The organism is Hymenobacter sp. CRA2 (assembly GCF_002007105.1).
Taxonomy (GTDB): Bacteria; Bacteroidota; Bacteroidia; order Cytophagales; family Hymenobacteraceae; genus Solirubrum.
In genome coordinates this window covers 110,038-125,204 of record NZ_MVBC01000010.1, presented here as the reverse complement: position 1 = coordinate 125,204, position 15,167 = coordinate 110,038, and the positions used below count along the sequence as shown (strand labels likewise).

13 protein-coding genes are annotated in these 15,167 nt (G+C 63.6%); 10 read left to right on the top strand and 3 right to left on the bottom strand.

The window, feature by feature from the left end:
• Positions 1-2 precede the first annotated feature (2 nt).
• From B0919_RS25880 to B0919_RS16310, 3 genes are all read left to right on the top strand, one after another.
• Positions 3-1,253 carry a toll/interleukin-1 receptor domain-containing protein gene (locus tag B0919_RS25880; protein ID WP_078013346.1) on the top strand — a complete coding sequence of 417 codons (1,251 nt, stop codon included), beginning with the start codon at positions 3-5 and terminating at the stop codon, positions 1,251-1,253.
• Between the two features lie 104 nt (positions 1,254-1,357).
• Positions 1,358-1,915 (top strand): helix-turn-helix domain-containing protein, encoded by a 558-nt coding sequence (locus B0919_RS16315; RefSeq protein ID WP_139362183.1) that lies wholly within the window; start codon positions 1,358-1,360, stop codon positions 1,913-1,915.
• A 98-nt stretch (positions 1,916-2,013) separates the two neighbouring features.
• Entirely contained in the window at positions 2,014-2,433 is a 420-nt protein-coding gene (locus B0919_RS16310; RefSeq protein ID WP_139362182.1) for a hypothetical protein, read from the top strand.
• A 285-nt stretch (positions 2,434-2,718) separates the two neighbouring features.
• On the opposite strand, the gene B0919_RS16305 is transcribed toward B0919_RS16310, so the two are convergent.
• Entirely contained in the window at positions 2,719-3,861 is a 1,143-nt protein-coding gene (locus B0919_RS16305; protein ID WP_078013343.1) for a PepSY-associated TM helix domain-containing protein, read from the bottom strand.
• Positions 3,862-3,977: 116 nt separating this feature from the next.
• Positions 3,978-6,398, bottom strand: coding sequence for a TonB-dependent receptor (locus B0919_RS16300; protein WP_078013452.1), 2,421 nt, complete (start codon positions 6,396-6,398; stop codon positions 3,978-3,980).
• Between the two features lie 481 nt (positions 6,399-6,879).
• Here B0919_RS16300 and B0919_RS16295 point away from each other — a divergent pair, with 481 nt between their 5' ends.
• From B0919_RS16295 to B0919_RS16270, 7 genes are all read left to right on the top strand, one after another.
• The gene (locus B0919_RS16295) at positions 6,880-7,548 is read left to right on the top strand and encodes an ABC transporter ATP-binding protein (RefSeq protein ID WP_078013451.1); all 669 of its coding nucleotides are present in this window, start codon (positions 6,880-6,882) and stop codon (positions 7,546-7,548) included.
• A 69-nt stretch (positions 7,549-7,617) separates the two neighbouring features.
• Positions 7,618-7,821, top strand: a complete 204-nt coding sequence (locus tag B0919_RS24830) for a hypothetical protein (RefSeq protein ID WP_139362181.1) — start codon at positions 7,618-7,620, stop codon at positions 7,819-7,821.
• Positions 7,811-9,070 (top strand): ABC transporter permease, encoded by a 1,260-nt coding sequence (locus tag B0919_RS16290; RefSeq protein ID WP_078013342.1) that lies wholly within the window; start codon positions 7,811-7,813, stop codon positions 9,068-9,070. Before B0919_RS24830 ends, B0919_RS16290 begins: the two co-directional genes overlap by 11 nt.
• 101 nt (positions 9,071-9,171) lie before the next feature.
• Complete coding sequence (locus tag B0919_RS16285; protein WP_078013341.1) at positions 9,172-10,374, top strand: FtsX-like permease family protein; 1,203 nt, start codon at positions 9,172-9,174, stop codon at positions 10,372-10,374.
• Between the two features lie 235 nt (positions 10,375-10,609).
• Positions 10,610-11,998: a sigma-54-dependent transcriptional regulator gene (locus B0919_RS16280; RefSeq protein ID WP_078013340.1), complete on the top strand. Its 1,389-nt coding sequence runs from the start codon at positions 10,610-10,612 to the stop codon at positions 11,996-11,998.
• Positions 11,999-12,145: 147 nt separating this feature from the next.
• The gene (locus B0919_RS16275; protein ID WP_078013339.1) at positions 12,146-13,492 is read left to right on the top strand and encodes a sensor histidine kinase; all 1,347 of its coding nucleotides are present in this window, start codon (positions 12,146-12,148) and stop codon (positions 13,490-13,492) included.
• Between the two features lie 80 nt (positions 13,493-13,572).
• Positions 13,573-14,259, top strand: a complete 687-nt coding sequence (locus B0919_RS16270) for a DUF1345 domain-containing protein (protein ID WP_078013338.1) — start codon at positions 13,573-13,575, stop codon at positions 14,257-14,259.
• 190 nt (positions 14,260-14,449) lie between these two features.
• Here B0919_RS16270 and B0919_RS16265 read toward each other — a convergent pair whose 3' ends face one another.
• The gene (locus tag B0919_RS16265) at positions 14,450-15,157 is read right to left on the bottom strand and encodes a TIGR04283 family arsenosugar biosynthesis glycosyltransferase (protein WP_078013337.1); all 708 of its coding nucleotides are present in this window, start codon (positions 15,155-15,157) and stop codon (positions 14,450-14,452) included.
• Between the last annotated feature and the right edge of the window lie 10 nt (positions 15,158-15,167).

The following is a 15,167-nucleotide window of genomic DNA, read 5'->3' as shown; positions in this document are numbered from 1 at the left end:
CTATGTCCACCCGTACCGACGCCTTTGTAAGTTACAGCCACGCCGACCAGCGGTGGCTTGCCCGTGTAAAAGTCCATCTAAAGCCGTTGGTGCGCGGGAGCGGCATTGTGGTATGGGAAGACACCCACCTGCGCGGCGGCCAGCGGTGGCGGGAAGAGATTGATAAGGCATTAAGCAAAGCCAAAGTGGCTATTTTGTTGGTCAGCCCCGATTTTCTGGCCTCGGATTTCATTCACAACAACGAGTTGCCGCCGCTCCTGGAAGCAGCTCAGCGGGAGGGTGTAACCATCCTATCCGTCATTGTGAGCACGTGCTTTTTCCGGCGCAGCGTTCTGAGCGAGTTCCAGGCTATCAACACACCCGATACGGCCCTTGATACGCTGTCGGACGGGGAGGTAAACCGGGTGCTGGTGCGCCTTGCCGACCGGGTGGATGAGCTGTTTGCCGCCGCCCCGGCGGCCGTAGCCCTGGCCCCGGCGCACAAAAGCCCGCCGGCACCTGCTGCCGTAGCCGAGGCTGCCGCACCGCGCCGCCAGCCAAAGCCCGCGTTGGCGGCTCCGCTAGCCTTGCTCGTTAAAAATGATGGCTCTTGGGAAACGGTGGAAGTGCTAAGCAGCCGGGTAGATGGTGGTACGGAAGTGCATTTGACCTTGCAGCCTACCCAGCCAGCACAACGGGCGTTTTTGGCGAGCCTGCACCAGCGTATTAATCTGGCAAGCGTCGTGTTCAACGAACAGCTCTACCCATGCCGTTTGCGTAACCTCAGTGCCCAAACCCAGGGAGCAGAGGCCGAAACCTGGCAGTTGGTAGCCGAGGTGCGGGAACGGCCGGAAGGCATGGACTACATTTTTAACGGCCAAACGCCTGAGAAACGCGCTCAATTCCAAGCAGACCTGTTGCTGCTCAACCAGCGGCCACCCACTGATGCCAGCTTGCCTTACATGCTGCAACAACGGGTGGCGGACGACTACCTACCGCCGTTAGTCGGGCTCTATCATTACCTGGGCCAGGATAAAGCGGCCTTCAAGCAAGTAGCACCGCTGATAGCCGCTTGGTACCTGCACATGGGCAATATCGTGCATCATATCTATCGGCTACATATCAAGACTGATGGAAACAGCATTGAGGTAGATTTTGAAGGACAGCGCCAAGCTCAGTATCATGGCAAGCCTGCCGTTATAAGTGTCAAGGGCGCGTGCGCCCTGCCCAAGGACGTGCCAGCGGAGGCCTTGGATGTGCGCCTGCGTGCCTGATAAAGCCATGCTCGATAGATGACTGCCGACAGTCAAAGCTATTTGTCCATTGTAAAAATGTGTAGGATATTTTTATTCTTAAATAAATATCCTACAGTTATTGCATGGGTCGTCGTTCCAAACCTTCCAATTCGTTGCTGGCGCAAGTGCGCTACTACTTCGGTCTCGATCAGGCCGCGCTAGCTGCCTACCTGGGCATTGCGCCGGGGCTAGTGGGCCACCTGGAAGCTGGCCGCCGCAATGTGAGCGGCACCGTATTGCAGCGCCTGCTGCCACTGGCTCAGCAGCTGCCCGCAACGCCCGAAGTATCTGAAGCGGCCGAATCGGAGCCGCCCGGTCTGGTTGGCCCAGCCTCCGGCCCCTTGGAGGCCCGTCTCGATTACTGCCGGCACCACATTGCCCGTCTGCGCCGCGAGCTGCGCCCGCTGCTGGAAGCCGCCGAAGTAGCTCGCCGCTGGCAGCAGGCGCTACCGGCGTTGTTGGCCGCTGCCGAGCCGGGTAGCCCGGCCCACGACTGGCTGCTGCGGCGGCGGCAAGCGGCCGCCGCGGCCCTGGATGCCGAGGCCAGTGCGCGTTACCACTTGCTACGGGTACGGGCCGAGGCGCTGGAAGCCGAAGGGGCCGCGCTGACCGCCCTGCTGAATGCTCCGGCTGACCGCTAAAAAATGATTGTTGTAAAATATTACCTGGGTATACTACTGGTATAAGCCAAACCTCTATTTTTAACCCATCATTTTCTAACCATTTACCCATTTCGCTTATGTCACTTGATCTTGCCTTGCTCACTACCCGCGCCGAATGCGACGAGGCACTGGACAGCCTCGCCGCCGAGCTGGACTCCTATCAGCAGCGCGACAGTAACCTCGATTTTCAGGGCCGGCAGGCCGACCGCAGCGCCGCCGACGTGGCCGGGCGCCTGGCCGGCGTCAATGCCGAAATAGCCAGCTACACGGCTACCCTGGCCCAGGCCGATTTACCCGCTTCCCTGCGCAAGCAGATGGAAAGCAAGCTCCGCAAAGCCAATGACCGCAAAGACAACCTGGCCGAGCGCGGGCAGGCTCGGAGTGGCTCGGCGGCCTTCCTGGCCAGTGTGGATGCGGAGCAGAACGCAGCCCAGGTAACGGTGCTCACCGATGCTCAGGCGCAAGTAGCGGCACGTAAGGCGGCTTTGCCCGCGTAAGCAAACAACCTGAGTGTAGAAATATAAAAAGGCCGAACGCACGCGTTCGGCCTTTTTATATTGAGAAGCTGTTTACGAACAGTCATGTCGAGCTTGTCGAGACATCTCGCGTGCTGATGGCAGGTAGTAAACTCAACGATTAGGGGTACTATCCAGCGAGATGTCTCGACAAGCTCGACATGACGTGCTAGGCGCTCCAGGAACAGCTTCTGAACCAGATGAGCAAGCCCAAAACAGCGCGGCGCGGTAGCAACTCATCATGTTGGAGCCTGCCGGTCGGCCTATTCAGGCTGTCACTAGCCGGGCGCGGGGCTTCTTCTGCTTGTGGCGCCGCCCCCACCAGATGATGGTGCCCGTCACCGGCAGGCTGGCCGAAACCAGGCTGGCCAGGAAGGCGACGATTTTGCCGCCGAAGCCGAAGAGCTGACCCACGTGCAGGTCGTAGTTCATGTCGGAAAAGCGCGTGGCGGGACTTTTGGCGGCGTGCGGCAGCAGTTGCAGCAGCTCACCCGAGGCGGGGTGGAAGGCGTACTCGTCGCGGTGGTAGTAGTGCAGCGTTTTGCCGTAGGCCCAGCAATACACCGGGGCCTTGCCGGTGCCGGTCGGGCCCATCAGCACCATCTCGGCGTGGGGCGACTGTTGGCGCACGGCGCGGTACACCACATCGGGCAGGGGATGGGTGGCGGCGGTTACCGGCCGCAGCGTATCCACCTGGGCCGTCATCTTCTGGCTCGAGTCCACGGGGCCGCCGTTGATGACGAACATGGTCGAGTCGAGCATCCAGGGGAAAATCATGAACAGGCCCGTCAGCGCCAGCAGCAGCCCGATGCTGGCCGCGTAGAAGCCGAGCACGTTGTGCAGGTCGTAGTTGACGCGGCGCCAGCGTCCGCCCCACTTGATGGTAAAGCGCTGCCGGCGCTCCTGCTTGCGCTTGGGCCACCACAGCACCAGGCCCGTGAGCAGCATCACCACGAAAATGCTGATGCTGATGCCTACCACCCACTTGGCTACCGCCTCGGGCAGCAGCAGGTGCATGTGAATTTCCTGGACGATGGTGAAGAAGTGCCGGCGCAAATCCTGCACGCGCAGCACCTCGGCCGTGTACGGGTTCAGCGACACCATCAGCGGCGCGCCGGTCTTATCGACGAAGTACACCGTAGCGGCGCGCTCGGGGCCGAAGTAGGTGGTCCAGCAGTCCTGGGCGGCCACGCCGGGATGCCCGGCCAGCGCCGCGGCCTGTAGTTGCGAGGGCAGCACCGGCGCGGTGGCCTGCGGCGTGACTTTGCGCCAGGGCTCGGTCAGGTCGCGGATGTCGTCCTGGAAGGCGAAGATAGCCCCGGTCAGGCTCACGATAAACACCACCAGCCCGGACGCGAGGCCGAGCCAGAGGTGGATTTTGCCGATGGCTTTCTTGAAAGGCGTCATCATAGGCCGCGGATGCTAAGGCGAAACAACTGCCCAGCGGCGCGCCGGCTTCCCACCCATTATCAGCCGTCACTCACCACACGGCTGATACGGATGGGGGCTGGCGCGCCGCCGCAGTTTTAGAACTTGTAGGCGACGCTGCCGGTGAAGCTGCGCACCTTTTGCGGGCTGATGGAGGAGTAGCCCACCCAGTAGTGCTGATCGGTGAGGTTGTCCACCTTCAGGCCGATGCGGTACTTAGGCTGGTCGTAGAACAGTGTGGCGTTGAGCACCGTGTAGCTGGGCAGCACAAACTCCGAGGCGCTAGTGTTGATGATTTTGTTGTCGCTGGCGTAGTTGCCGCCGAAGCCGGCGCCCAGGCCTTTCGCCCGGCCGTCCATCAGGCGGTAGCTCAGCCAGAGGTTGGCCAGGTAGGGCGAGGCCGCCGTGGCAGGCCGCAGCCCGTTCACCGATTCATCGGCCTTGGTCAGCTTGGAGTCGTTGTAGGCGAAGCCGGCCACCACGTTCAGGCCGGGCACCGGGTTGGCCACCACGTTCAGCTCCACGCCCTTGGCCAGTTGGGTGCCGTCCTGGGTCTGGCCCTGCTTAATTACCGCTTCCGGGCGCGGATCGGCGCGCAGCAGGTTGGTCACGCGGATGTCGTAGTAGCTCACCGAAGTCGTCAGCTTGCCCTCGAGCAGGTCCAGCTTCACGCCGGCTTCCCACTGGTTGGCCTGCTCCAGCTTGGCAATGCGCTGCTCAATGCTGTCGGGCTGTACGGCCGGGTTGTAGGCCCGGTAGGCGCCGGGGTTGCGGAAGCTGTTCTGGTAGTTGGCAAACACCGACACCTTATTCAGCACCGGCTGAAACACCACGCCGAACTTGGGCGACAAGGCCGTTTGCGCGAACGGCTGCACTTCCGAGAAGCCCCCGTTGCCGCCCCGGTTGTCGTAGCGGTCCACGCGCAGGGCGGCCATCACGCTCAGCTTCTTCGTCAGGTTCAGCACGTCGGAGGCGAAGGCGCTGTAGTTGTTGAACTTGGTGGTGACGGGGTAGGTAAAGTCGATCCGGCCCGCGTCGTACAGCCCTTGCTGGAAGGCACCGGTGTAGCCGCGGTAGGCGTCCTTGTCGAGGCCGAAGGCCAGCGTGGGACCGGAGTAAGGCCCGAAGAAATACTGGTTGTTGTCGACGCGCAGGAAATCCAGGCCCAGCACCACGCGGTTGCGCAGCTTACCGATCAGGAAGTCCCCGTTGAAGAGCTGCTGCACCTCCGTCAGGCTACTGCGGCTGTTTTTGGTGGCCTGGTCCACCTGCATCACCGAGTTGGCCGAGAGGTAGATATAGGGCCCGAAGCCGTCGGAGTAGCTGCGGCTGTGCGTGACGTTGGTGGAGGAGGTGAAGCCCGGCGCAATCTGGTAGTTCACCTGCCCGAAGTAGTTCGAGCTGCGCGAATCCTGAATCAGGCCCTCGCCCCAGTACGACTGGCGGTAGTCCACGGGCAGCTGGTCGGCGCTTTTCACGCCCAGCGGGCCGTACGGGAACAGAATCTGGCCGGTCACGCCCCGGCCGCGCAGCAGCTCCGCGTCGAGGTTGATGGTGAGGCGGTCGGTGGGGCGGTAGGTGAGCGTGGGCGCAATGGCCACGCTCTTGCGGAAGCCCTGGTAGCCGCGGTTCTGCCAGCTGTCTTCGTAGTTGCCGGCCGCGTTCAGGCGGAACAGCACCTTCTTGCTGGCGCCCAGCGGCGTGTTCACGTCCAGGCTCAGGCGGTTGAAGGCGAAGGAGCCCGTGGCGTAGCTCACTTCCCCGCCGAAGGTTTCGTAGGCTTTCTTGGTGACGCGGTTGACCAAGCCGCCGTACGAGGTCAGGGCCGAGCCGAACAGCGTGGCCGACGGGCCCTTGATGACCTCCAGCTTCTCCAGGTTCACCGCGTCGATGCTGCTGGTCACGTTGCCGGCCAGGCCGTTGCGCAGCTGGCTCTGCACGATGAAGCCGCGGGTGTTGTAGTAGGCGCCGCCGTCGCCGGCGCGGCCGGTGGCGTCCCACATTTTCTGCAGGCCCGGCGCGTTGCGCACGGCGTCGTCCACCGAGAAAACCAGCTGTTCCGTCAGCAGCTCCTTGCCCACGGTGGCGTACACCTGCGGGTTTTCGAGGTTGTTGAGCGGCATTTTGCTCACGTACTCCGACTGCTTGCGGGCAAACTTGTTGATGCGCGCCCCGCTCACCACCACTTCCCGCAGCTGCTGGGCGCTTTCGGCCAGCACGAAGTCCAGCGGCTCGGCCTGCCCGCCGCTCACTGTCACCTGCTTCTCCGTCGTTTGCAGGCCCACGGCCGATACCACCACGGTGTACTGCCCGTCGCGGACGCGCTCAATCACAAACTGGCCTTTGCTGTTGGTGATGGCGCCCTGGGGGCGGCCTTTCAGGCCCACGGTGACGGACTCGGCGGGCGAGCCGTCCTGCGTGGTGACGGTGCCGCGAATGGCAGCGGCTTGCTGGGCAAAAACAGGTGCACAAAAGGCAGAAAGGCCGATTGTCAAGCCCAGGTAGGGTAGGTGCTTCATGGAGCGGCTTTTATTTGGAATCATTCCAAAGAGTGCTCAAAGGAAGCACAGCGAGCCGCGTTATTCAAAGTAAAAGCTAGTTTTTAGTTGATAAATTATATAATAGACTATAATAAGTCTAAATAAGAGCTGCGGATAGTGTCTTGGCATCTGCTAATAAGTATGGTGGGTATTGGTGTTCGGTTTTTCGACAAGGGCTCGTCATTTCCGAACACGGTGTCCGGATGTGGACAACATTTCTGCTGGGTAATCCACTGATATTGTGCTTAATAGTATGATTTACAGTGGGTTATTTAATTGGCACGTGCCTTGGCTACTTACCTCCAGAGCCGCTCTGCGTCGCACCGAAAGTGGACAATGCAGTAGCCCTTCTATCTCCAACCGCCAGTAACGCCATCAGCCCAACCCTCGCAGCCCTATGGAAACCACGCTGACCACTGCCCAAGCCAAGCCCGTGCAAACTTCCCTGAAAAACACGCCCATGATCAAGCTCACCGACATCGAGAAGGTGTACCAGACCGACACCATCGAGACGGTAGCGCTGAACCGCGTGAACCTGACCATCAACAAGGGCGAGTTCGTGTCCATCATGGGGCCCTCGGGTTGCGGCAAGTCCACGCTGCTGAGCTTGATGGGCCTGCTGGACGAGCCCACCCACGGCGTCATCGAAATCGACGGGCGGGCCCTGACCAGCTACTCCGACAAGGAGCTGGCCAAAGTGCGCAACCACAAAATCGGCTTCATCTTCCAGAGCTTCCACCTCATCAACGACCTCTCGGTGCTCGACAACGTGGAGCTGCCCCTGCTCTACCGCGCGGGCCTGAGCGGCAAGGAGCGCCGGCAGCGCGCCGTCACGGCGCTGGAGAAGGTGGGCCTGAGCGCCCGCACCAAGCACTTTCCCTCGCAGCTCTCGGGTGGGCAGCGCCAGCGCGTGGCCATTGCCCGCGCCCTGGCCGGCGGCCCCGAAATCATCCTGGCCGACGAACCCACCGGCAACCTCGACTCGGTGATGGGCGAGGAAATCATGGACCTGCTGCTGGGCCTGCACCGCGAGCAGGGCACCACCATCGTGATGGTGACCCACGACGAGAGCATGGCCCACAAGACCGAGCGCCTCATCCGCTTCTTCGACGGCAGCCAGGTGAGCTAACGCAAGTGAAGAAGGACGAAAAACTCCAGTTGCCCTTCAGCATTCCTTCGTCATTCCTCATTAATCCCCATGAAGCGCGCCTTGCAAACCGCCGCCTGGCTGCTGACTGCCGCGCTACTGCTGCTCAGCGGCGCCGCGCTCCACGACCTGACGGCCCCACGCCGGCCCGCGGCTGCTCCTGCCGCCCCGGCCCCGCCGCCAACGTTGCACCCTGCTTTGCTGCTGCTGCCTTCTTCTCCCTCGTCTTCTGCTCCTCACGTCTATGCTGCTTAGCTATCTGAAACTTGCCTGGAAGGTGCTCTTGCGCCGCAAGTTCTTCACCTTCATCAGCCTCTTCGGCATTTCCTTCACCCTGATGGTGCTGCTGGTGCTGGTGGCCGCCGTCGACCACTTCCGCGGGGCGCACGCGCCCGAAAAGCGCCTCGACCGCATGCTGTTCGTGAACCTGCTGAGCCAGAGCTTCAAGGACGGCGGCCGGATGAGCACGCCCGTCAGCGCCCACTTCATCGACACCTACATCCGCCCCATGAAGACGCCGGAGCTGGTGGGCTTCACCAGCCTGGGCACCAACGCCACCACCTTCGCCGGCAACCAGAGCCTGACGCTGAGCATGCGCCACACCGACGCCAACTTCTGGCGGCTGATGGACTTCGAGTTCATCGACGGACGGCCCTTCTCGGCGGCCGAAATCAAGCAGCTGGCTCGTGTGTGCGTCATCACCCGGCACACGGCCCGCGCTTTCTTCGGCACGGACCAGGGGGTTGTCGGCCGCTCGCTCGAAATCGGTCCGTACCAGTACCGCATCAGCGGCGTGGTGCCCGATGTGCCCGCCATCCGCCTCTACAGCAGCGCCGACGTGTGGGTGCCCTACACCCTGAACGCCGCCGACTTCCGCGACAAGCGCTTTGAAGGCCAGTACTTCGCCATCATGCTGGCCCCGTCTACCGGGGCCGTGGATGCCGTGCGCGAGGAGTTCAATCAGGTGATGAAGCGCATTCCTTTGCCCGACCCCAAGCGCTTCACGAGCATGACGGCCCACGCCGATCCGCCCCTGGCCAGCGTGGTGCGGCAGCTGACCAACAACCAGGAAAGCGAAAAGGACGGCATGGGCCTGTTTCTGACCGTCTGCGCCGTGCTGGCCCTGCTCTTTATGCTGCTGCCGGCCCTGAACCTGATCAACCTGAACGTGACGCGCATTATGGAGCGCAGCAGCGAAATCGGGGTGCGCAAGGCCTTCGGAGCTTCGCGGCAGGTGCTGGTGGGGCAGTTCCTGGTGGAGAACCTGGTGCTGACGGTGCTGGGCGGCGCGCTGGGCCTGACTTTGGCCGCGCTGGTACTCTACGCCATCAACGAGTCCCAGTTCATTGCCTACTCGCACTTCGGCCTGAGCTGGAATGCCTTCCTGATGGGGCTGATGCTCACGCTGGTATTTGGGCTGATGAGCGGGGTGTACCCGGCCTGGAAAATGGCCCGCCTGAACCCCAACGAAGCCCTGCGCACCAGCGGCGGCGGGCCGCGCTAGGAAGCCAATGGAGAATGAGGAATGAAACAGGCGCACAACCTGCCTGCTCGCCTCTTCCCGCCGACAATTAATACCCAGCAACTGACAACTGAATCCGCGCCATGCTTCGCCATTTGTTTCGCCTGATCTGGAACCGCAAGCGCACCAACGTGCTGCTCATCGGGGAAGTCCTTCTCTCGTTTATCGTGCTGTTCGGCGTCGGGGTCATCCTCGTTACCGTCGGCCGCAACTACCTGCTGCCGCAGGGCTTCCGCCACGACCAGGTGTGGCGCCTCAACATTGCCGCCGGGCAGGGCGAGAAGATGCCCCGCCCCGTGCTCGACGACGTGCTGCGGCAGGTGCGTGCCCTGCCCGGCGTGCAGGAGCTCACCCTCACCAGCCCCAACACGCCCTTCCGCTTTATCAGCATGAACGGCGAGTACGGCGCGAATAACATCTACCTCGACGGCGTAGACCGCTACGACGCCGATGACCACTACCTGGCCACCATGGGCCTGCAGCTGCGCGAGGGCCGCTGGTTCCGCAGCTCCGACGACGCCTCCACCCGCCGCCCCACGGTGATTTCGCAGAACATGCGCGAAAAAGTGTTCGGGGCCAATGCGCCCGTGCTCGGCAAAATCCTCCGCCCTAAGCCCCACCCAGGCAGGGAGGACGACAAGGAAGAGTACCAGGTGGTAGGCGTGGTGGAGAGTGCGCGCATGCACAGCGAGTTCAGCGACTACAGCCCCAGCATGTGGATGCGCCTTGAGCCCCACGATACCACCCAGTGGGAAGGCGCCGCCGTGCTGGTACGCGTGGCCCCGGGCCAGGGCCCGGAGCTGCAGCAGAAAATAGTGCGCACGGTGGCCGGCGTCACGCGCAAGTGGAGCACCGAGGTGTACACGCTGGAGGCCGACCGCATCGACAAGATGAAAGTGACGGTGGCCCCGCTGGCGGCCTTATCAGTGGTGGGCCTGTTCCTGATTGTGAACGTAGCGCTGGGCTTGTTCGGCGTGCTGTGGTACAACATCAGCCAGCGCCGGGCCGAAATCGGGCTGCGCCGGGCCATGGGCGCCACGGGCGCGGGCATCGGCTGGCAGTTCCTGGGCGAAATGCTGGTGCTCACCACCATGGGCGTGACGCTGGGCCTGCTCATTGCGGTGCAGTTTCCGCTGCTGGGCGCCTTCGACGTGGCCGCGCAGGCTTACCTGCTGTCCATGCTGCTGGCATCGGTTATCATCTTCGTGCTGGCCGCCGTGTGCGCCTGGCAGCCCAGCCGCCTGGCCGCCCGCATTCATCCGGCCGTGGCCTTGCGCGAAGAATAAGCCGCCGACTTTGCAGCTAGCCGCAACAGCGCAGGCGCGGAGCCCTCGGGCACTGGGAAAATTACGGGCTTGGTGAGACTGGCCGAAGTAATGAAATACCCGCCCGAGGACCCTGATCCTGCGCTGTTGCGGCGGCTGGTGGCCGCTCCATTGCGCCTGGCCCTGCGCCCGTCGGGCTTCTCTTTGCCTGCGGAAATTCCGTCCTTCGCTTCTCTCTCATCAGCCTTCCCTTTCCATGATACTCATCGTCGACGACGACATTGCGGTGCGCACCTCGCTGAGCCTGCTGCTGAAGCAGGCCGGCTACGCCACCAAGGCCGTAGGCACGCCCGAAGACGCCCTGCGCGTGGTGCGCGACACGCCCCCGGCGCTGGTGCTCATGGATATGAACTACTCGCTGGCTACCACCGGGCAGGACGGCCTGCGCCTGCTCGGGCAGGTGAAGGAAGTGGCCCCGCGCGTGCCGGTCATCCTCATTACCGGCTGGGGCTCCATCAGCCTGGCCGTGGAGGGCATGAAGGCCGGCGCCGCCGAGTTCGTGACCAAGCCCTGGAACAACGACTCGCTGTTGCAAACCATCCGCACCGTCATCAGCCTGGCCGAAGCTCACACGACCCACGCCGAAGACGAAGTCAGCCCGACGCGGCGGCAGCTGGACCGGCAGTACAACTTCAGGAACATCGTGGGGCAGGACGCGCAGTTGCTGCAGGTGCTGCGCAGCGTGGGCCAGGTAGCCGCCACCGACGCCTCGGTGCTCATCGAGGGTGAATCAGGCACGGGCAAGGAGCTCATTGCCGAGGCCATTCACCTGAACTCGCAGCGCCGTAATAAGCCCTTCGTGAAAGTGAACCTGGGCGGTATCTCGGCCTCCCTGTTTGAAAGCGAGATGTTCGGGCACCGCCGCGGCGCCTTCACCGATGCCAAGGCCGACCGGCAGGGCCGCTTCGAGCTGGCCAACGGCGGCACTATCTTCCTCGATGAAATCGGGGAGCTGGACATGGGCAGCCAGGTGAAGCTGCTGCGCGTGCTGCAGGACCGCACCTACGAGGTGCTCGGCGACTCGCGCAGCCGCTCGCTCGACATCCGCGTCATCTGCGCCACCAACCGCGACCTGGCCCAGGAAGTGCGCGAAGGCCGCTTCCGCGAAGACCTGTTTTACCGCATCAACCTCATTACCGTGCGCCTGCCCGCCCTGCGCGAGCGGCCCGACGACATTCCGCTGCTGGCGCAGCACTTCGTGCAGAACCTGCGCACCAGCTACCTGCGCCCGGCCCTGAAGGTGAACACCCGCGCCCTGCACTGGCTGCGCGAACAGGCCTTGCCCGGCAACATCCGCGAGCTGAAAAACCTGGTGGAGCGGGCTGTGCTGGTGAGCGGCAAGGATGAGCTGGGGCCCGAGGATTTTCAGGCCCAGACCCAGCGCCTGCCCGCCAAGGCCGAGCCCGGCGCCCTGCCCGAGGTGGGCATGATGACCCTGGACGAGCTGGAGGCGCAGATGATTCGCAAGACGGTGGACTTTTACGCCGGCAACCTCTCGCGCGTGGCCAAGGCCCTGGGCCTGAGTCGTGGGGCCCTGTACCGCCGTCTGGAGAAGTTCAATATCCCGTTCGACGCCGCGCAGTAACGTTTGTGGAAAGTAAAAAGAACGTCCTGTCGAGCTTGTCGAGACATCTCGCCGGATAGTAATCTGCTCGTTGAGGTTACTTTCAGGAGTCAGCAGGCGAGATGTCCCGGCTTCGCTCGACAGGACGTTCTTTATTGAACGCGCTGCATGACCCTTCGCACCAAGTACATTCTCTTCGTGGTCCTGGTCCACGTGGCCATTGCCGGGCTGGCATTTCAGTTCCGCCAAACCAACCTATGGCTGTTTCTGGCCACCGAGGTCCTGCTGTTGGCTACGGCCGTGCTCAGCGTGCAGCTGTACCGGGGCTTCGTGCGCCCGCTAAACCTGATTGCCGCCGGCACCGAGGCCATCCGCGACCGGGACTTCACCATGAAATTCCTGCCGGTGGGTCAGACGGAAATGGACCAGCTCATCGACACCTACAACACCATGATTGACGAGCTGCGGCAAGAGCGCATCACCCAGCACGAGAAAAGCTTTTTGCTGGAGCGGCTCATCGATGCGTCGCCGGCCGGCATTCTGCTGCTCGATTTTAATGGCAGCATTCAGGGCGTGAATCCGGCGGCCGAGCACTGCCTGGGCCAGCCCGCAGCCGCGCTGCAGGGCCTGCTGCCGGCGGCGCTGCCCGGCGAGTGGGGCCGCGTGCTGAGCCACCTCGTGCCCGGCGAGCCGCAGGTGGTGCAGCTCTCGGGCCTGCAGACGTACCGGGCCAGCACTTCGCACTTCCTGGACCGCGGCTTTACCCGTCACTTCATCGTGCTGGAGGAGCTGACGCAGGAGCTGATCCGGCAGGAAAAGCAGGCGTACGAGAAGCTGATCCGGATGATGTCGCACGAAATCAACAACTCCATCGGCGCCGTCAACTCCATCCTGCAGTCGTTTCGCTACTACGCTGGCCAGCTCACTGCCGACGACCGCGCCGACTTCACCGAGGCCCTCGACGTGTCGGTGCAGCGCAACACGCACCTGGCCAACTTTATTGCCGGCTTTGCTAACCTGGTGCGCCTGCCCCCGCCGCAGCCGCGCCCTACTGATGTGCACGAGCAGCTCCGGGCCATCTGCCGCCTGCTGCAGGTACAGAGTGAAAAGCGCGGCATCAAGTGGCACTGGGAGCTGGCCCCCGGGCCGCTGTTTGTGGCCCTCGACGCGCAGCAAATGGAGCAGGCCCTGCTCAACATCTGCAAAAACGCCCTCGAAGCCATCGAACAGGATGGCAACCTGTGGGTGCGCACCACCGCTAGTCCGCCTACGGTAATCATCGAAAACGACGGCCCGGGCATTGCGCCCGAGGTGCAGCCGCACCTGTTCACGCCCTTCTTCAGCACCAAGCGCGACGGGCAGGGCATCGGCCTGACCATGATCCGCGACATTCTGCTGCAGCACCACTTTGCCTTCAGCCTAGCTACCGACGCCGGCACCGGGCGCACGGCCTTCCGCATCGAGCTAGTCGCGGCCGATGCCCCGCGCCTGGCCGCCGTCGGCCCGGTGGTGTAGCGTGCCCGGTGCCGGCGAGGCTTCGGGCATTATCCGGTAGCTTCGGCCCGCCGCAGTGCCTGGTCCGCGGCTTTCGTCCTATGGCTGCCATGCCTTCGTTGTGGTTTCGGGGATTACACCGCCTGGGGCAGCTTCCGGCCCTGGTGCGCCTGCTGCTGGCCGGGGCGCTGGCCGCCGCAGCCTTCGTCGGGCTGCCGGGCCACTTGCCGGGCGTAACCCGGGCGGTAGCGGCCTGGGATGTATTTGCCCTCACCTCGCTCGGGCTGATGTGGGTGGCCATCGTCACGGCCGAGGCCGCCCACATCCGGGCGGTGGCTTCCAGCGAAGACCCCGGGCGCACCTGGTCGTTCGTGTTTGTCGTGGGGGCGGCCCTGGCTAGCCTGCTGGCCGTGGTGGCGCTGCTCGACGAAGTGCGGGCTCTGGCCCGGCCCACGCTGGCGCCTTACGCGGCCCTGTCCATTACGGCTGTGATGAGTGCCTGGCTGCTGATGCACACGGTGTTTACGCTGCGCTACGCTCATCTGTACTACGCCCCCGGCCCCCACGGCGACGCCCGCGGCCTGGACTTTCCCGGGGCCGGATCTGCCCCGGATTACCTCGACTTTGCCTATTTCTCCTTCGTCATCGGCATGACGGCCCAGACGGCGGATATCAGCATCAGCGGCCGGGCCCTGCGACGGGTGGCGCTGCTGCACGGCCTCATTTCCTTCGGCTTCAACACCGCCGTAGTGGCCCTGACGGTAAGCGCCGTGGCGGGCATTCTGTAGCGGTCGGTAAGGGCATGCTGATTGAAAAACGCCTGCGCCGCCGAAACGACGTTGCCTCTACTAAGCCTATAGCCGCTCCGCACTGCAGACTAAGGCCCAAATGGTGTAGTACCGGTCCAGCGGCTATTGCCGCTTAATGCCCGGTTGCCGGGGCTGTTGTTCATTGCTTGACCGATGCCGCCGGGCACGGTCAGATTTTATCCTGCTGGATCAGGGCGCGGTACACCTGCCGCAGCCGTGGCTGCGGCACCCCTAGCCGGTACAGCACGCAGATCAGCAAAAACACCGACTGCAGCCGGTACACGCCGTTGTCGAGGTACTTGCGGGCCGAGGTAATCACGGCCCGCGGCAGCACCGCAAACCGCCCGCAGCGCCGCAGCCGCCGCGTGATTTCCTGGTCCTCCAGCACCACCATATCGGTGCGAAACCCACCGGCCTGCTCGAACACCGCGCGCCGCACAAACAGGCTCTGGTCGCCGAAGCGCACCATTTCGGCTTCGAAGCGGGTAAACCAGGCGCTCAGGCGCAGAAACCAGTGCCGGCAGTCAAACTGCAGGCGGAAGCAGCCGCTACCATAGCCCGCGGCCACGGCCCGGCGAATGTCGGCTAGGAAGCCCGCCGGCGGGTACGTATCGGCGTGCAGAAAGTAGAGCACGGCGCCGTGGGCCTGGGCCGCGCCGTGGTTCATCTGCGCGGCCCGGCCGCGCTGCGGGCACTGCAGCACCCGCGCGCCGGCGGCTTCGGCGGCTTCGGCCGTGCCGTCGGTGCTCTGCCCATCGGCCACGATGATTTCGGCGGCCTCATCGGCCGTAGCGGCCCGCAGGTAGCGCACCAGCGCCCCGATGCCCGCCGCCTCGTTGTAAGCGGGAATGATGATGCTGACGGCGACTGAGCTCATACCGGGTAAG